This is a genomic window from Paraburkholderia panacisoli (genome assembly GCF_008369935.1).
In the GTDB taxonomy this organism is placed as follows: domain Bacteria; phylum Pseudomonadota; class Gammaproteobacteria; order Burkholderiales; family Burkholderiaceae; genus Paraburkholderia; species Paraburkholderia panacisoli.
Map to the genome: position 1 here is coordinate 147,296 of NZ_VTUZ01000016.1, position 16,074 is coordinate 163,369.

The 16,074-nt window shown below is 66.1% G+C and carries 17 protein-coding genes; 8 read left to right on the plus strand and 9 right to left on the minus strand.

The window, feature by feature from the left end; translation table 11 throughout:
• Positions 1 to 57: 57 nt before the first annotated feature.
• The 4 genes from FVF58_RS23880 (at position 58) to FVF58_RS23895 (ending at position 3,654) form a co-directional block, all read left to right on the plus strand.
• Positions 58 to 627: an RNA polymerase sigma factor gene (locus FVF58_RS23880; RefSeq protein WP_149672298.1), complete on the plus strand. Its 570-nt coding sequence runs from the start codon at positions 58 to 60 to the stop codon at positions 625 to 627.
• A complete protein-coding gene (locus FVF58_RS23885; RefSeq protein WP_149672299.1) occupies positions 627 to 1,409 on the plus strand; it encodes an anti-sigma factor in 783 nt (260 codons plus the stop codon). Before FVF58_RS23880 ends, FVF58_RS23885 begins: the two co-directional genes overlap by 1 nt.
• A gap of 165 nt (positions 1,410 to 1,574) precedes the next feature.
• Entirely contained in the window at positions 1,575 to 2,864 is a 1,290-nt protein-coding gene (locus FVF58_RS23890; RefSeq protein WP_149672300.1) for an NAD(P)/FAD-dependent oxidoreductase, read from the plus strand.
• 94 nt (positions 2,865 to 2,958) lie between these two features.
• On the plus strand, positions 2,959 to 3,654 hold the full coding sequence (locus tag FVF58_RS23895) for a TetR/AcrR family transcriptional regulator (protein WP_149672301.1): 696 nt from the start codon (positions 2,959 to 2,961) through the stop codon (positions 3,652 to 3,654).
• Between the two features lie 88 nt (positions 3,655 to 3,742).
• On the opposite strand, the gene FVF58_RS23900 is transcribed toward FVF58_RS23895, so the two are convergent.
• From FVF58_RS23900 to aroQ, 3 genes are all read right to left on the minus strand, one after another.
• On the minus strand, positions 3,743 to 5,104 hold the full coding sequence (locus FVF58_RS23900; protein ID WP_149672302.1) for an MFS transporter: 1,362 nt from the start codon (positions 5,102 to 5,104) through the stop codon (positions 3,743 to 3,745).
• Between the two features lie 85 nt (positions 5,105 to 5,189).
• Positions 5,190 to 6,095: a shikimate dehydrogenase gene (locus FVF58_RS23905; protein WP_149672303.1), complete on the minus strand. Its 906-nt coding sequence runs from the start codon at positions 6,093 to 6,095 to the stop codon at positions 5,190 to 5,192.
• Complete coding sequence (aroQ, locus tag FVF58_RS23910; RefSeq protein ID WP_149672304.1) at positions 6,092 to 6,547, minus strand: type II 3-dehydroquinate dehydratase; 456 nt, start codon at positions 6,545 to 6,547, stop codon at positions 6,092 to 6,094. The genes FVF58_RS23905 and aroQ overlap by 4 nt, the downstream gene beginning before the upstream one ends.
• A 310-nt stretch (positions 6,548 to 6,857) precedes the next feature.
• On the opposite strand from aroQ, the gene FVF58_RS23915 reads away from it, so the two are divergent.
• The 3 genes from FVF58_RS23915 to FVF58_RS23925 all read left to right on the plus strand — a co-directional run bounded on the left by FVF58_RS23915 (position 6,858) and on the right by FVF58_RS23925 (position 9,769).
• Positions 6,858 to 8,741, plus strand: a complete 1,884-nt coding sequence (locus FVF58_RS23915; protein ID WP_149672305.1) for a bifunctional sugar phosphate isomerase/epimerase/4-hydroxyphenylpyruvate dioxygenase family protein — start codon at positions 6,858 to 6,860, stop codon at positions 8,739 to 8,741.
• 280 nt (positions 8,742 to 9,021) lie between these two features.
• Positions 9,022 to 9,354 (plus strand): hypothetical protein, encoded by a 333-nt coding sequence (locus tag FVF58_RS23920; RefSeq protein WP_149672306.1) that lies wholly within the window; start codon positions 9,022 to 9,024, stop codon positions 9,352 to 9,354.
• A gap of 154 nt (positions 9,355 to 9,508) precedes the next feature.
• Positions 9,509 to 9,769 carry a hypothetical protein gene (locus FVF58_RS23925; RefSeq protein WP_149672307.1) on the plus strand — a complete coding sequence of 87 codons (261 nt, stop codon included), beginning with the start codon at positions 9,509 to 9,511 and terminating at the stop codon, positions 9,767 to 9,769.
• Between the two features lie 157 nt (positions 9,770 to 9,926).
• Here FVF58_RS23925 and FVF58_RS23930 read toward each other — a convergent pair whose 3' ends face one another.
• The 6 genes from FVF58_RS23930 to FVF58_RS23955 form a co-directional block, all read right to left on the minus strand.
• Positions 9,927 to 10,256, minus strand: a complete 330-nt coding sequence (locus FVF58_RS23930; protein ID WP_149672308.1) for a hypothetical protein — start codon at positions 10,254 to 10,256, stop codon at positions 9,927 to 9,929.
• Positions 10,257 to 10,266: 10 nt separating this feature from the next.
• Positions 10,267 to 11,034, minus strand: a complete 768-nt coding sequence (locus FVF58_RS23935) for an AraC family transcriptional regulator (protein WP_149672309.1) — start codon at positions 11,032 to 11,034, stop codon at positions 10,267 to 10,269.
• 137 nt (positions 11,035 to 11,171) lie between these two features.
• On the minus strand, positions 11,172 to 12,464 hold the full coding sequence (locus FVF58_RS23940) for an FAD-dependent oxidoreductase (protein ID WP_149672310.1): 1,293 nt from the start codon (positions 12,462 to 12,464) through the stop codon (positions 11,172 to 11,174).
• Positions 12,461 to 12,736: a (2Fe-2S)-binding protein gene (locus FVF58_RS23945; RefSeq protein WP_149672311.1), complete on the minus strand. Its 276-nt coding sequence runs from the start codon at positions 12,734 to 12,736 to the stop codon at positions 12,461 to 12,463. The genes FVF58_RS23940 and FVF58_RS23945 overlap by 4 nt, the downstream gene beginning before the upstream one ends.
• Complete coding sequence (locus tag FVF58_RS23950; protein ID WP_149672359.1) at positions 12,723 to 13,856, minus strand: NAD(P)/FAD-dependent oxidoreductase; 1,134 nt, start codon at positions 13,854 to 13,856, stop codon at positions 12,723 to 12,725. The genes FVF58_RS23945 and FVF58_RS23950 overlap by 14 nt, the downstream gene beginning before the upstream one ends.
• Positions 13,853 to 14,809 (minus strand): 4-hydroxyproline epimerase, encoded by a 957-nt coding sequence (locus FVF58_RS23955; RefSeq protein WP_149672312.1) that lies wholly within the window; start codon positions 14,807 to 14,809, stop codon positions 13,853 to 13,855. Before FVF58_RS23955 ends, FVF58_RS23950 begins: the two co-directional genes overlap by 4 nt.
• Positions 14,810 to 15,156: 347 nt before the next feature.
• Between FVF58_RS23955 and FVF58_RS23960 the strand changes: the two genes are divergently transcribed.
• Positions 15,157 to 16,062 carry a dihydrodipicolinate synthase family protein gene (locus FVF58_RS23960; protein WP_149672360.1) on the plus strand — a complete coding sequence of 302 codons (906 nt, stop codon included), beginning with the start codon at positions 15,157 to 15,159 and terminating at the stop codon, positions 16,060 to 16,062.
• Positions 16,063 to 16,074 lie beyond the last annotated feature (12 nt).

The window sequence follows — 16,074 nt, forward strand, 5'->3', positions numbered from 1 at the left end:
CATGAGGTCGGGAAGAAGTGAGTAACATAAGCCCGCAAGCTCAACCTACTTCCCTCCATGACCGCTCATCCCCGAGAACTGACGCCGGAGACCCTCGCCGAGCTGCTCGAACGCATTGCCGGGGAAGATGCCGCGGCACTGCGTGAGCTATATGATCTCGTCGCCCCGAAACTGTTTGGCCTCGCGCTCCGTATATTGAACAGGCAGGAGTGGGCCGAAGAAGTCTTGCAGGAGAGCTTCGTCAATATCTGGCGCTTTGCCGGCGACTATCGGCGCGCGCTGTCCGCGCCGATGACGTGGATGTCGGCGATCGTGCGCAACCGTGCTCTCGATCATCTGCGGCGCCTCGACACGCAGGAAACGGAATGGAGCGATGCGTTGGACGATCTCGTGGCGACCGGCGACCCCGATCCCGAAGCCCTCACCGCGGTCAGCCTGCAGGCGCGTTTGCTGGCCGCCTGCATGCAGCAGCTGGAGCCGGCGCAGCGGCAGGCCGTCGCGCTTGCCTACCTGCGCGATCAGAGTCATAGCGAGATCGCTGAAATGCTGACGGTGCCGCTCGGCACCGTCAAGTCGTGGATCAGGCGCGGCCTGGCCAAGCTGAAGACCTGTCTGGGAGGCGAGTGATGAATCTGACTCGCTATCCTCAGCTCATCGATCGGCTGGCCGCCGAGTACGTGCTCGGCACGTTGCGCGGCGGCGCGCGGCGGCGCTTCCAACAGTACGCCGACGAGGACTCGGCAATCCGCCGCGCGATCGACGAATGGCAGCGGCGCCTCGCGCCGCTAGCCGAACTCGCCGCACCACGCATGCCGCCGGCGGCCGTGTGGGATGCCATCGAGCGGCGTCTTGGGCTGAGTGCTGCACGCAACGCCGCGCGGCCGCGCGGCGTGCAGGAAACGCCGGCGCGTCCATCGCGCGGCCTGCTCGACAACCTCGCGTTCTGGCGCGGCTGGGCGATCGGCGTCACGGCCCTGGCTGCCATCGCCGTGGTGGTCGCGGTGCGCGCGCTGTTGCCGTCCACGACCACGCCTGCCACTGCGCCGAGCGTCGCGCAGCAACCGGAAGCGGCCGTGTCGCACGTTGCCGTGCTGAACGACAAGGACGCGCATCCGGTCATGCTGATCGCATGGGACGAAGCCCATTCGACGATGACGCTGCATCCACTAGGCCTGGTCGATCTGCCGCCGGGCCGCGCAATGGAGTTGTGGGGTATTCCGGCGAGCGGGCATCCGATGTCGCTCGGCATGCTGCCGGACAACGCCAGCGGCAAGGTGTCCGCCGGTCAGCAGAAGCCGGAGAATTACGCGGCGCTGGCGGTGTCGATCGAAGCGCCGGGCGGCTCGCCCGATCACAACGCGCCGAGCGGTCCGGTGGTGTTCAGCGGCAAGCTGCTGCCGGTGTCGTGAGCCGGATGGTTCGTTGTCGGCCAAGGCTGGCATTCGCAGAGAGCGGATGTCGGCCTTTTCATTTTGCGTCTGCTTTGGCTCGAGCCGTGACCTTCCCGCTCCTTTCGACGCCATCACGCGACGGCTGGCTGGACGCGAGCGCGCGATTGCCGCTACCCTAGCCGTATGCAAAGCTATTACGAAGCCACTGTCAGCCGCTCGTCAGCCCATGCGCCGCTCGCCGGCCGACGCAGCGCCAATGTCTGCATCGTCGGCGGCGGCCTTGCCGGCTTGTCGAGCGCATTGGGACTCGCCGAGCGCGGCGTCTCCGACGTCGTCGTGCTCGAAGCGCAGCAGGTGGGCTTCGGCGCGTCGGGGCGCAACGGCGGCTTCGTGTTCGGCGGCTATAGCCTCGATTGCGCCGACCTGCTGAAAACCCTCGGCCCGGTTCGCGCGCGCGAACTCTATACGCTGACCACCGACGCCGTCGACTTGATGCGTGAGCGCATCTCTCGCTACCGCATCGACTGCGACGCGACCGATGCCGGCGTGATCCTCGCGAACTGGTTCGACGACCCCGCCCGGCTCGACGCGCAGCGGCGCCTGATGCGCGATTCGTTCGGCGTCGACTGGGAACCCGTTTCCGCCGCGCAGCTCGCCGGGCAACTGAAGACCCGCCGCTATCACGGCGGCCTGTTCGAGCGCAACGCGTTCCACTTTCATCCGCTCAAATACGTGCTCGGTGTCGCCGCGGCCGCGGCTCAGGCAGGCGTGACGATCCACGAGCGCTCGCCGGTCGTGCGCCTGCAGCGCGCGGGCGCGGGCTTCGTCGTGCACACGCCGCAAGGCGCGATCGAAGCGCGCCACGTCGTGATGGCGGGTGGCGGCTATGCGCGCAACGTCTACGCGCGCGTCGAGCGCGCGGTGCTGCCCATCGCCACCTATGTGATGGCGACCGAGCCGCTCGGCGCACGCCTGCAAGACGCGCTCGACACTCGCGCCGCCGTCTACGATACCCGCTTCGCTTTCGACTATTACAGGCCGTTGCCCGACACGCGCATCCTGTGGGGCGGCCGCATCTCGGTGCGCGACCGCGCGCCCGACACGATCGCCCGCCTGTTGCGGCGCGATCTGGTGAAGGTCTATCCGCAGTTGCACGACGTGCGTATCGAACATGCGTGGGGCGGCCTGATGAGCTACGCGCGGCACAAGATGCCGCAAATCGGCCGCAGCGCCGACGGCGTCTGGTACGCGGTCGGCTTCGGCGGACACGGCATGGCGCCGACCACGGTGTCCGGCGAACTGCTGGCGGCCGCCATCTCCGGCGAGCGCCCGGTGCCCGATGCGTTCGCGGCCTTTGGTCTCACGCCAGCCTACGGTGCGCTCGGTCTCGCCGCCGCGCAACTGACCTACACGGCGATGCAGACGCGCGATGCACTCGCCGCACGCCGCCGCAGCGCGCGCCCTGTCGTATGACGCATCGCAAACGGCCGCCATTTAGGCCCGAAACCCGCGCCGGAGGCCAATTTCGCCATGCTAGAATGCGCCGTCACTGCCGCTCGAATACACAATGAAAAAGGGAAGCAAGGCCGCCGAGCCTGATACCAACGGCATCCTGTCCGACACGCCGCGTGGAGACGCCCGGCGCAAGTACGACCCCGAACAGACGAAGCGCAACATCCTCGACGTCGCGACGCAGGAGTTCTCCGCGATGGGACTGACGGGGGCACGCGTCGACGCCATCGCGGAACGCACGAACACCACCAAGCGCATGCTGTACTACTACTTCGGCAGCAAGGAAGGGTTGTACCAGGCCGTGCTGGAAAAGGTGTACGGCGACATTCGCGCGCTCGAACAGGATCTGCACGTCAGCGAACTCGACCCGGTCGAAGGCATGCGCGCGCTGGTCGAATTCACGTTCGACTATCACGACCGCCAGCGCGACTTCGTGCGCCTCGTGACGATCGAGAACATTCACGGCGCAAAGTACGTCGAGCAGGTCAAGTCGTTCAAAGGCCGCAATGTCACCGTCATCCACACCATCGAAGATCTGCTTGCGCGCGGTATCGCGGCGGGGCAGTTCCGCAGCGACATCGACCCGATCGACCTGCACCTGCTGATCAGCTCGCTGTGCTTTCACCGTGTCGGCAATCGCCATACGTTCGGCACGGCGTTCGGCCGCGATCCGTCGCATCCGCGCCTGCGCGCGCGGCATCGCGCGATGATCGTCGATGCGGTGCTGCGTTTCGTGCGCAAGGACGATTGACGCGCGCCCGCGCCGAGGCGGGCTACGCAATGGAAAACGGGACGTGGCTTGCGCCACGTCCCGTTTTCTTTTGGCCGCTAAAGACCGCTCAATCCACCAGCACGATCCGCTTGATATCCCCGACGATGAAGATGTACGACAGCGCGCCGATCAGTGCGATCGCGCCGATGAACACCAGCGCGCCGACGAACGAGCCGGTTGCCGCGACGATGAAGCCCACCACCAGCGGCGTCACGATGCCGGCCAGGTTCGCGGCGAAGTTGAAGATGCCGCCGGTCACGCCGAGCAGGCCGTCGGGCGCGATGTCCGACACCAGCGTCCAGCCCAGCGCGGCCATCCCCTGCGCGAAGAACGCCACCGACAGAATCGCGATCACCACCACGTTGCTTTCCACATAGTTCGCGAGAATGATGGTCGAAGCGAGCAGCAGGCCGGCGATGATCGGCAGCTTGCGCGCTACGTTCGGCGACTTGCCGCGGCGCAGCAGCCAGTCGGAGAAGAAGCCGCCGAACATCACGCCGATCGACGCCGCGATGAACGGCATGATCGCGAAGAAGCCGATCTTCAGCCACGCCATATGGCGCTCGGTGGCGAGATACGTCGGAAACCAGGTGAGAAAGAACACCAGCGTCGAATTGCCCGCGAACTGGCCAAGGCAGATGCCGGTCAGTTGACGATGCTTGAGCAGGCGTCCGATGGTGCGCCATTCGAAGCCGGTCTTCGCCGGTGCGTGCGTCGCGTCGGCGGCTTTCTTGCGATGCGTGAGACCACCGCCGGCTTCGATATAGTCCAGCTCCTGCTGATTCGCGGATGGATGATCGCGCGGCTCGCGATAAAACATCCACCAGATCACGCCAAACACGATGCCCGCGCCGCCCACCACATAGAACAGCGAGCGCCAGCCGAACGCGCCCATCAGCATGAACAGGAACGGGCTGAAAAACGCGAGGCCGATATATTCGCCGACCGTGTACGTGCCGGTCGCCATCGCGCGTTCGCTCTGCGGGAACCACGTGGCCACCACGCGGCTGTTGGTCGGAAAGCAAGGTGCTTCCGATACGCCGAGCCCGAGGCGGAACGCGAACAGGCCGCCCACGCCGTGCACCAGCCCTTGCGCGAGCGTGCACAGGGACCAGAACGTCATCGACAGGAAGTAGGTCAGCTTGCTGCCGAAGCGGTCGAGAAACAGGCCGCCCGGAATCTGCGCGGCCACGTAGCTCCATGAAAAGACGGAGAACAGCAGACCCATCAGCGCGGCGTTGATGCCGAGCTCCTTGGTCAGTTGCGGTGCCGCGATGCCGAGCACCGTGCGGTCCAGATAATTGATCATCGTCCCTACGGCGAGCAGCGCGAGAATCTGATAACGAGCTTTCGAGCGGCGTGTGGTGCTCACCGTGACGTCCTTTTGAAGGGGGGCGTCGGCGGGACTGGTTTGAATCGGTTGCGGCATGTCGGGCTAGTCTCCTCGATCTGGTTGTGTACCGGTCACACGCTACCGGTTAGCGAGTTTCTATGGGCGTCCCCCAGGGGACTTCCTATGGGCGTTGCAACAACGACTGAAAGTGGGTGTACACGCGTTCGGCGTCCGGCTCGAGGCCGGTGAAGATGCGCATCGCGTCGACCGCCTGATAGACCGCCATGCCGCCGCCGCTCAGCGTGCGGCAGCCGAGCGCTTCGGCCGCCTGCAGCAGCGCGGTGCGGATCGGGAAGTACACGATGTCGGCGACCCACAGATCGCGATGCAGCAATTCGGCCGGCAACGGCAAACCGGGCAGTTTCGCCATGCCGGTGGGCGTTGCGTGAATCAGGCCATTGGCGGCCGCGAGCGACTCCGCAAGCGAGCTGCCGCCGCTGACCTTGCTGGACGGGAAACGCTTTTGCAATTCGTCGGCGAGCGACGCGGCGCGTGCGGCGTCCACGTCGAACAGCGTGAGCGATTTCGCGCCCATTTGCAGCGCCGCATGCGCGACTGCCGCGCCCGCGCCGCCCGCGCCGAGTTGCACCACGCGCTCCAGCGATACATCCGGCAAGCCGCGCTGGAACGCGCGTGCGAAACCGGACCAGTCGGTGTTGTGGCCGATGCGCTTGCCGTCCTTGAACAGCACGGTGTTGACCGCGCCGAGCGCGCGCGCGTCGTCGGACAGTTCGTCGAGCAACGGAATGACCGCCTGCTTGCACGGGTACGTGATGTTCAGGCCGTTGAAGCCCATGCGTTCGGCGGCCTGCAGCAGGTCCGGCAGCGCGGCGACGTCGAGTTTCAACGCCTCCAGATCGATGCGCCGGTACACGTAGTGCAGGCCGAGCTTGCTGCCCTCTTCTTCGTGCATCGCCGGAGTCAGCGACCCGCCGATGCCCGAGCCGATCAGACCGACCAGATACGAATGGGCGGTGGCCTGCGAGCCGGCCTGCGCGTTCGCTTGTGTGTTTGCTTGTCCGTTCATTTTGCCGCCCTATTCTTGAGAATGGTCGCCATGCGCTCCAGAGCGAAGACATAGCCCTGCGTGCCGCAACCGACGATGATCGCGTCCGCCACGGCCGACACGTACGAGTGATGCCGGAACGCTTCGCGGCGATGCACATTTGAAATGTGCACCTCGACGACCGGCTTCTCGATCGCGGTGAGCGCATCGGCGATCGCGACCGAGGTGTGCGTGTAAGCCGCCGGATTGATCACGATGCCGTCGACCTTGGTGCGCGCCGCATGCAGCCAGTCGATCAGCTGATGCTCGGCGTTCGACTGGCAGAACTCGATCGAAAGGCCGAGGCGTTCGCCCGTGTCGCGGCAGAGTTTCGCGACGTCGTCGAGCGTTTCCGAGCCGTACACGGCCGGCTCGCGCGTGCCGAGCAGATTGAGGTTCGGTCCGTTGAGGACCAGGACGGAGGCAAAACTCATGACAGCGGCTCCTGCGAAGTAAGGCGCAAAGCACACCACGGCACCCGTGGCGCTCTGCAACGTATAGCGAAGTGTGCGCGCATTGGCGGCCGCCGTCATTCGGGGTTTCTCCGAATTTGTACCATCTAGTTAGTTTGTATAAACTGTCGCCATATTCCGTTAACGTGGGCAATTCTGGCCTGCGTCTTGCTCGCGCAGGTAACGGACTCGCTCATTTTGCGCATCGCAGCATACCGGGCCGCAACGCCTTCGCGCTCGCCGCCGCGCGCGTTTTCCCATCGCCGTTCTGATTGTTTTTGCAGGAGCCTCCATGCAGCGTTCGATTGCCACCGTGTCGATTAGCGGAACCCTCGTCGAGAAATTGACCGCGATCCGCGCGGCGGGCTTCGAAGGCGTCGAGATCTTCGAGAACGACCTGCTGTATTTCGACGGCTCGCCCGCCGACGTGCGCCGCATTGCGGAAGATCTCGGGCTGAAGATCATGCTGTTCCAGCCGTTTCGCGACTTCGACGGCGTGAGCCCGGAGCGCCTCGAACGCAACCTGGAGCGCGCGAAGCGCAAGTTCGACGTGATGCACGAGCTGGGCACGGACCGCATTCTGGTGTGCAGCAACGTGTCGCCGGACACCATCGGCGACGATTCGCTGATGATCGACCAGCTCGGCGCGCTGGCGCGCGCGGCTGAAGCCGCCGGCGTGATCGCCGGTTACGAGGCGCTGGCGTGGGGCCAGCACGTGAAGACTTACCGTCACGCGTGGAAGCTCGTCGACGCGGTGAACCACCCGAGCCTCGGGCTCGTGCTCGACAGCTTTCACACGCTTTCACTGAACGATACGGTGGATGCGATCGTAGAGATTCCGGGCGAGCGCATCGCGTTCGTGCAGATCGCCGACGCGCCGAAGCTCGCGATGGACGTGCTCGAATGGAGCCGCCACTATCGCTGCTTTCCCGGCCAGGGCGATTTCGATCTCGCCAACTTCACGGCGCAGATCATGAAGACGGGTTACAAGGGGCCGCTTTCGCTGGAGATTTTCAACGACGGCTTTCGCGCCGCGCCCACCACCATCACGGCCGCGGACGGCCACCGCTCGCTGCTGTTCCTCGAGGAGCAGACCCGCACGCTGCTGGAGAAGCAGCAGCAACCGGTCGGCGACCTGTACCGCTCGCCGGCCGCGCCCGCGCACGTCGGCTATCAGTTCCTCGAATTCGCGGTCGACCACACTACCCGCGCGCAGCTTGCCGACTGGCTCGGCAAACTGCGTTTCCGCCAGGCCGGCGAGCATCGGTCGAAAGATGTGACGCTGTATCAGCACGGTGCGGCGTCGATCGTGCTGAACGCCGAGCCGGATTCGTTCGCCAACGCGTTCTTCCAGCAGCATGGCTTGTCGCTGTGCGCGTCGGCGTTTCGCGTGGACGACGCCCATCAGGCATTCGAGCGCGCGGCCGGTTTCGGCTACGCGCCGTTCTCCGGGCAGATCGGCCCGGACGAGCGGGTGCTGCCCGCGGTGCAGGGGCCCGACAGCAGCCTGAATTATTTCGTCGACGAAACCCCCGATCAGCCCACGCTGTTCGAAGCCGATTTCGTCCTCACCGATATCAACGGCCCGACCGAAGTGGGCCCGCTGTCCCGCATCGATCACGTCTGCCTGTCGGTGCCGGCGAATGCGCTGGATACGTGGGTGCTGTTTCTGCGGACCGCGCTGGGCTTCCAGGCCGAGCCGGGCGTGCTGGTGCCGGACCCGTACGGGCTGGTGCGCAGCCGCGCGCTGCGCAGCCGTGACGGGTCGGTGCGGATCGTGCTGAACGCGTCGTTGGATCGCCATACGGCGGTGGCCGAGGCGCTGCACACGTACCACGGCTCCGGGCTGAACCACGTCGCGTTCAGCACGGGCGATATTTTCAGCGCGATTCCCGAATTCGTCGCCGACGGCTTGCCGGTGCTGCGCATTCCGCGTAATTACTACGACGATCTCGCCGCGCGGTATGCATTGCCGGACCCCATGCTGGAGACAATGCGCGCGAACCACATCCTGTACGACCGCGACGAACATGGCGGCGAGTTTTTCCACGCTTACACGGAACAGCTGGACCAGCGCTTCTTCCTTGAGATCGTCGAGCGGCGCGGCGGTTATGACGGATATGGCGCGGCTAACGCGGCGGTGCGGCTTGCTGCGCAGGCGCAGCGGCGGAAGTAGGCGGTTCGGGTGGTGGCTTCGTAGGCAGATCTTGGGCTCTCGCGCATCTCCGCCAATTCGAGCAGTTCGGACGGGTCAGGCTGATCGCGCGGTGCGGGCAGTTCGACTGCGCTTCAACACTCCCACGCTCCAGCTCCCCAGGCACGCCACATGCGACCTCGAATCGGACAGCCGCGCGGCCCCGATATAATGGCCCCCTGATTTGCGGCCCACGCCGCGCGGCAGCGCCCTGGCCGGGCGCCGCATCCACCCGTCAGCCGAATGAAACGCCAGGAGAGATATGAAGAAGTTTGCTGTAGTCCTGTCAGTTCCCGTGCTCCTCAGCGCTTGCGCGTACTTCCAGAAGGATCCGGATGCCGGCGAGCCCGTCACGGACACCACCACTCAACGGTCCGTCAACGACGTCGTCGCCTGCATGACGCAAGTCGCCACCCGCCACGACGCCGCGTTCAAATCCACGGCGATCCCGCAGGGTCAGATGCTCGATTTCGGCGATTCGAATATCGTCAAGGTGCGCAGCGACAATGGCGCGACAACTTACCGCTTCTATGCGGGCAAGCGCCATGTCAACACCCTGTGGCTCGAAACGGCCGGCAAAACCTGCGCCCCGTAAGGCTTTGCGGGGTAAGAAACAGTAAGTGGGACGATCGGGAAGTTGCTCCGCTGCCTTCTTCATGTCACGGTGTTACAGGACAATGGAGTCTTAAGAATCGTTTAAGACTTCGTCCGCATCATCGCCGGACACTATCCAGCACGAGGGGCGCACCATGAACCAACCCGATCAAAATACGAACGACACATCGGCGCCGGGCAAGCGGCCTACCATCCTGCGCCGTCTGCTGAGCCACCACGAACTGGCGACCCTGTTGCTGTTGCTGCACGCGCCGATCGACGCATCCGCGAAACCCGAGATTCCGCAACTGTACGAAGCGGGCCTCGTCGAAACAGTGTCCGGCGACGCGGGCGCCTCGCACATCCGTCTGACGAGCGAGGGCAATGCGGTGCTGCGCGGGCTCGGCGTCAAGTAACGCCGGCCACCCGCGCGAAGCCGCCGGCTCACGCCTGATCCGCCGCACAAAGCACAAGAATCAAAGCGCAACGCGCAAAACCTGACGCTTGGGCCCAGGCATCCACCGTCGCGCAGGCCCGCAAGCATCCCCCTCGCGAGCAACCAGACAAACTGCTTCAGGCTTGCCACACGCCATAACCCGCTTCACGCAGCCCAATCGCGAGTTCCACTTCCATATCCTGAGCGCCGCGATACGGCATCGGATTGAACACTTCATACAACTCGGGCACGAGGCGCAAGCCGTAATCGCGCACATAGCGATTGGCCTGAATGCCGGCCTTATGACGGTCGAAACGCAGGTCCGGGTCCAGCCCCGTCATTCCCACGTACACGCAGGGCTTGTCGAACCGGTAATCCGGATTCGCGCGGCGAAAGCGCGCCTCGTTCCAGACCGCGTCGTCCAGCATGACGACGTACACGTAATAGTGATGCCTGCGACGGACCATGTGCGGCGGCTCAGCTCCGCGAAGTGCCGTGCAGCATCATCCGATATTCGGTCGGCGTCACGCCGACGGTCGCCTTGAATTGCCGCGTGAACGCGCTGTGGTCGGTGTAGCCGCACAGCGCGGCGACGTCCGTGACCTTGTCGTGCGAGACCAGCAGCGCGGTGGCCGCATCCAGACGCGTCTTCAGCAGCACCTGACGCGGTGTCAAATGAAACACTTTGTGAAAGTAGCGCTCCAGCTGCGCGACCGACATGTCCGCCATCGCTGCAAGCTGCTTCAGATTCAACGGCTGCACGTAATTTTCCTGGATCGACTGCACGACCGCTGCAAGCCGGCTGTAGGCCGGGTGGCTGCTTTCGTCCGCCCTCAGGTCGCGGGAAATCCCGGCGAGGCCGACCACTGTGCCCGCCTCGTCCCGCAGCGGCTGCTTGCAGGTCAGGCACCAGCCAGGCTGGCGGCCGGGATAAAGATGCAACTCCAGTTGATCGAGCATCTGGCTGCCGGCGCCGATGATCGCCTTGTCCTGCGCCGTATAGATGCGGCCGAAGCGGCGCGGAAACACGTCCTCGGCGGTCTTGCCGAGCAGCGCGGCCTTTTCCTTGAAGCCGCAGCGCGAGGCCAGCGTGCGGTTGACGAGCGCGTAGCGCGCGTCGGCGTCCTTCACGAAAAACACCACGTCGGGCATCGCGTCGAACACCGGCTCCAGCAACCGGAAGTGCGACAGCATGCCGGACAGCGTGGAGTCTTCGGATTCGAGCGGATGAGCCGGCGTGTTCATCGTGTGGGTCCGTTGGTCCGTGGAAGGCTGCATTCCCGAAGGGATTCGTCGGCGCAACCGCGTGGGTGGCGCGCGGCCCGTCGATTATAGAGCCGCGCGGTGGCCGACAATATCCGCAACGCGGGCGGGCGCGGACTTCATTCGACCGGCGGCGGCTCGATGCCCGGTGTCATCAATGTGCCGATTTGCGCGGGACTGAACGGCGGGCGCGGCGCGGCGGCTGGCCAGCCGAAGTAAAGGTTCGCGGCCGCGCCGCAGATTCTTCCCTGGCAGGCGCCCATGCCGCAGCGGGTGTGCAGTTTGGCTTCGCACCAGTCCGCGCAGTGGCGCACCTCGCCGACGCTCACGTCCTCGCAGCGACACAGCAGCGTGGCGTCGGCAGGCGGCGTGCGCGCGGCGTCCTGCAATGCGAAGGCGGCTTCGACGCGCCGGCCGAAGCGGCGCCAGCGCGCTCGCCGCGCATGCAGTGCGTCCAGAGCGGCGCGCTCGGTGGGCGCCCCGCCGCTCGCGGCCAAACCGGCGATCTCGCCTTCCACGCCGGCCAGTTCCGCGCCGCCGATGCCCGTGCATTCCCCCGCCGCGAACACAGTGTCGACCGACGTTCGCTGCTCGCCGTCGACGACGATCTCGCCCGCCTCGTTGACCGCGCAGCCGAGCGCCTGGGCCAGCGTGACGTTCGGCACCAGTCCATAGCCGCAGGCCACGCGGTCGCAATCGAGCGTCACGTCCCGCGCGCCGCGCCGGATGGTCACGCGCTGCACGCGGCCATCGCCCTGCGCCTCCCGCACGATGCTGCCGGTCCAGTAACGCAAGCCGGCGAAACCGCGTGTCATGGCGATCGCCTGCCGCAACTTCGTGGGTTCGGTCAGCAGTGAAGCGCCGAAGCGCGCAACCTCGAACGCCGACGCCTGCTCGACCACCGCGAGCGCCCGCGCGCCGGCCTTGCGCGCTGTAGCGAGCGCGGCAATCAGCAAAGGACCGCTGCCGGCAATCACGATCCGCTCGCCGCGCACCGGCATCCCGCCTTTGATTAGCGCTTGCAACGCGCCCGCGCCGGTCACGCCTGGCAAGGTCCAGCCCGCGAACGGCAGCAGCCGCTCGCGCGCGCCGGTCGCGAGAATCAAGCGCTCGTAGGTGATGCACACGCCGCCTTGGCCGGCCGATTCGAGCAGCAGTCCGCAGAGCCCAAGCGGCGCGATCACGCGGGTCGACGGCCAATGCGTGACATTGCCGTACGGGTGCAATGCATCGAGCAGCGCGGACAGCGGCGCTTGCGGCGCATGCCCCGGACCTTGACGCCAGATCTGGCCGCCTGCGCGAGGATTGTCGTCGAGCAGCGCGACGGTCGCGCCCGCGCGCGCCGCCGCATGCGCGGCGCTCAAGCCGGCCGGCCCGCTGCCGACCACGACTATGTCGAAGTGTCGCGTCATCGCGGGTCCGCCGGGTCGCAGGCTTGCACGGTCTGGCCTTCGCGGCACAGGGTCTGACAGGCCAGCGCGTGCGCCCGGCCGTCGATCGTCACGCGGCACTCCTGGCACACGCCCATGCCGCAAAACGCGCTGCGCGTGTCGCCTTGCACCGACCGCCGCGTGCCGCCGACGCCCGCGATCACCAGCGCCGCGGCCACGGTCGTGCCGGCTTCGACAGCGATGTCGCGGCCGTTTATCGTCACGTGGATGCGCGCCGCGTCAAGACGGGTCATGGGCCACCTGTTCAGCGAAACGGACCGGCAGATAAGGCTCGACAGGGATCGGCGCTGCACTCGCCATGATCTGCGCGGCGAGCAGTTTGGCGGTGGCGAGCGAGGTCGTCACGCCCAACCCTTCATGGCCGACCGCGAGCCACACGCCAGGCGCGAACTCGCCGGCTGGTCCGATCAGCGGCAGTCTGTCCGGCGACGCCGCGCGAAAGCCGGTCCACGCGCGAATGCCGTTGAGCGTCGGCAGCACCGGCAGATAGCGCGCGGCCCGTTGCAGCATCTGCGCGAGCACGGGCATCTCGACCGCGGGATCGGTGGTGTCGAACTGGCGCGACGAGCCGATCAGCAGTTGTCCCGTGGGACGCGGTTGCGCATTGAACGCCACCGACGTGCCGGCCGCATGATGCGCGCTCTTGATATACCCGAGTTCGAGCAGTTGATGACGGATCAGTCCCGGATAGCGGTCGGTGATCAGCAGATGGCCCTTCTTCGGTTGCAAGGGCAGCGACGGCACGAGTTGCCGCGCGCCCAGTCCACTGGCGACGATCACGTGCTTCGCGCCGATGCGCTCGCCGCTGGCCAGTGTGACGCTGCCTGCGTCGACCGAAGCGACCGGCGTCATCAGGCGCACGCGGATGTTCGCGGCATGCGGCGATTGCGTCAGCAGCCATTCGGCGACGGTGGGCGCGTACACGATGCTGTCGTGCTCGATGCGCAAGCCGCCCGCCAACGACGCCGCCAATGCCGGTTCGCAGGCGCGCAGTTCCGCCGCGCCCAGCAGTTGCGCGGCGACGTCTTGCGCGGCGAACGCCTTCTGCATCGCGCGGGCGGCTTGCCATTCTTCTTCGTCGGCGGCGACCCACAGCGTGCCGCAGCGCGCGAACGCGTCGCGCGCGCGCAGGCGCGGCGCGAGTTGCAGCCACAAGTCACGCGAATAGCGGCTCAGCGCGAATTCCGCCGGCGAGTCGTTCATCACGACGAGGTGGCCCATGCCCGCCGCCGTCGCGCCGCCGCCGATGCGCTGCGCGTCGAGTACCTCGACGCGCATGCCGTGCGCGGCCAGTTCCGCCGCGCACGCGGCGCCGACGATACCCGCGCCGACGATCAACGCGTCCGCGCTCATGCCGTGCGAATGCCCCACGCGAACGGATCGCGCTCGTCGAAACAGAGTTGCCCTTGCGCGGTGATATACGCGTGGCCGGTAATGGTGGGAATCACCGAGACGCCGTCGCCCGCATGGCGATAGCTCGCTTCGAACACGCTGCCGATGATGCTTTCCTGCCGCCACACCGCGCCTTCGGCCAGCTTGCCGTCGGCCGCGAGACACGCGACTTTCGCGCTCGTGCCGGTGCCGCACGGCGAGCGGTCATACGCGTTGCCGGGACACAGCACGAAGCTGCGGCTGTCGATGCCGTCGCGCGAACCGGGTCCGAAGAGTTCGATGTGGTCGATCAGCGCGCCGTCCGCGCCGGTGATGCGCTGCGCGATCAGCGCGTCGCGAATCGCCGAACTGAATGCGGTCAACCCGGTGATATCCGCCGCATCCAGCGCGCGCCCATGATCGGCGACGAGAAAAAACCAGTTGCCGCCCCAGCCGATATCGCCCGTCAACGCGCCGTAACCCGGCACGTCGACCCGCACGGCTTCGCGATACCGATAGGCCGGCACGTTGCGCACAGCGACGCTGCCGTCCTCGTTGAGCGTCGCCTCGACCACGCCGACCGGCGTCTCGATCCGGTGACGCCCCGGCCCGATCCGTCCCATATGCGCGAGCGACACGACAAGTCCGATCGTGCCGTGCCCGCACATGCCGAGATAGCCGACATTGTTGAAGAAGATCACGCCGGCCGCGCAGGTGGGATCGTCCGGCTCGCACAGCAGCGCGCCCACCACCACGTCCGAGCCGCGCGGTTCGGTGATGATGCCCGCGCGCCAGTCGTCGAAGCGCGTGCGCAATACGTCGAGCCGTTGCGCGAGCGTGCCGCCGCCAAGATCCGGGCCGCCTGCCACCACGAGGCGGGTCGGTTCACCGCCGGTGTGCGAGTCAATGATGTTCAAGGTTTTCATGACGCCCATGGTAGGAACGGCGAGCCTCGGGGTCTTGGTGCGCGTGCGCGTCGATTGTGACGATTTCGGCATAGTCAGGCGTTGAGATCGAGGCGGATTTCGCCTAGGGAACTGGCATGCGGCACATAGGTTCAGCATGCGCGCGCCATCATCGCGCGCATGCTTGAATGAGCGCCATCGCGCAGCGTCAATGGATCGCACCCGGTCCGGTGAACGCGCTATCGACCAGCTTGCAGCAGCATTGCACGCTGCCCCGCTATGCTGAAATCGTCATCCGTCACGCGCGATTCGCGCAAGACGCCGACATTTTCCCTGCTTACACTGCGCTTCGACACATCACACTCAGGAGAGCAGTCGTGGCGCATATCTGGGAAGGCGTATTGCCCGCAGTCACCACCAAGTTTCACGCGGATTTCAGCATAGACCGCGCATGGACCGGCAAGAATATCGAAGCGCAGATCGACGCGGGAGTGGACGGCATCATCGTGTGCGGCTCGCTGGGTGAAGCGTCGACGTTGTCGCTCGACGAAAAGCTGCAGGTGCTCGACGTCGCGGTCGAAGCCGCGCGCGGCCGCGTGCCGGTCCTGCTGACAATCGCCGAAAACAGCACGCTCGACGCCTGCCGTCAGGCCGAAGCCGGCAGCCAGCACGGTGCGGCCGGCTACATGGTCCTGCCGGGGCTGCGCTATCTGTCGGACCGGCGCGAAACGCTCAACCATTTCCGCAGCGTCGCGCAGGCAAGCGCTCTGCCGTTGATGATCTACAACAATCCGCTCGCCTATGGCGTCGACATGACCCCCGACATGTTCGCGGAAATCGCCGATGAGAAGAAGATTGTCGCGATTAAGGAATCATGCGGCGACGTACGGCGCGTGACGGAACTGATCAACGCGGTCGGCGACCGATTCGCGATTCTGTGCGGGGTCGACAATCTCGCGATGGAAGCGATGCTGATGGGCGCGCATGGCTGGGTGGCCGGTCTGGTGTGCGCGTTTCCGCGCGAGACGGTGGTGATCTACAAGCTGCTAAAGGCGGGACGCCTCGAGGAAGCCCGCGCAATTTACCGCTGGTTCGCGCCGCTGCTGGCGCTCGACGTGTCGCCGAAGCTGGTGCAGAACATCAAGCTGGCCGAAGCGATCGTCGGCCTGGGTACGGAGCCGGTGCGGCCCCCGCGTCTGCCGCTGGCCGGCGACGAGCGCAAGGCGGTGGAAGCATTGATCCGCCGCGCGATCGAAACGCGGCCGACGCTGCCGGCCATCTGACACGACGGCCGT

Bases quoted from the DNA above. Each gene is read 5' to 3' on its own strand.
- FVF58_RS23940 (WP_149672310.1), bottom strand. From the start codon at position 12,464: ATGACGCGACACTTCGACATAGTCGTGGTCGGCAGCGGGCCGGCCGGC.
- FVF58_RS23955 (WP_149672312.1), bottom strand. From the start codon at position 14,809: ATGGGCGTCATGAAAACCTTGAACATCATTGACTCGCACACCGGCGGT.
- FVF58_RS23880 (WP_149672298.1), top strand. From the start codon at position 58: ATGACCGCTCATCCCCGAGAACTGACGCCGGAGACCCTCGCCGAGCTG.
- FVF58_RS23895 (WP_149672301.1), top strand. From the start codon at position 2,959: ATGAAAAAGGGAAGCAAGGCCGCCGAGCCTGATACCAACGGCATCCTG.
- FVF58_RS23945 (WP_149672311.1), bottom strand. From the start codon at position 12,736: ATGACCCGTCTTGACGCGGCGCGCATCCACGTGACGATAAACGGCCGC.
- FVF58_RS23930 (WP_149672308.1), bottom strand. From the start codon at position 10,256: ATGGTCCGTCGCAGGCATCACTATTACGTGTACGTCGTCATGCTGGAC.
- FVF58_RS23915 (WP_149672305.1), top strand. From the start codon at position 6,858: ATGCAGCGTTCGATTGCCACCGTGTCGATTAGCGGAACCCTCGTCGAG.
- FVF58_RS23950 (WP_149672359.1), bottom strand. From the start codon at position 13,856: ATGAGCGCGGACGCGTTGATCGTCGGCGCGGGTATCGTCGGCGCCGCG.
- FVF58_RS23925 (WP_149672307.1), top strand. From the start codon at position 9,509: ATGAACCAACCCGATCAAAATACGAACGACACATCGGCGCCGGGCAAG.
- aroQ (WP_149672304.1), bottom strand. From the start codon at position 6,547: ATGAGTTTTGCCTCCGTCCTGGTCCTCAACGGACCGAACCTCAATCTG.
- FVF58_RS23935 (WP_149672309.1), bottom strand. From the start codon at position 11,034: ATGAACACGCCGGCTCATCCGCTCGAATCCGAAGACTCCACGCTGTCC.
- FVF58_RS23890 (WP_149672300.1), top strand. From the start codon at position 1,575: ATGCAAAGCTATTACGAAGCCACTGTCAGCCGCTCGTCAGCCCATGCG.
- FVF58_RS23905 (WP_149672303.1), bottom strand. From the start codon at position 6,095: ATGAACGGACAAGCAAACACACAAGCGAACGCGCAGGCCGGCTCGCAG.
- FVF58_RS23920 (WP_149672306.1), top strand. From the start codon at position 9,022: ATGAAGAAGTTTGCTGTAGTCCTGTCAGTTCCCGTGCTCCTCAGCGCT.
- FVF58_RS23885 (WP_149672299.1), top strand. From the start codon at position 627: ATGAATCTGACTCGCTATCCTCAGCTCATCGATCGGCTGGCCGCCGAG.
- FVF58_RS23900 (WP_149672302.1), bottom strand. From the start codon at position 5,104: ATGCCGCAACCGATTCAAACCAGTCCCGCCGACGCCCCCCTTCAAAAG.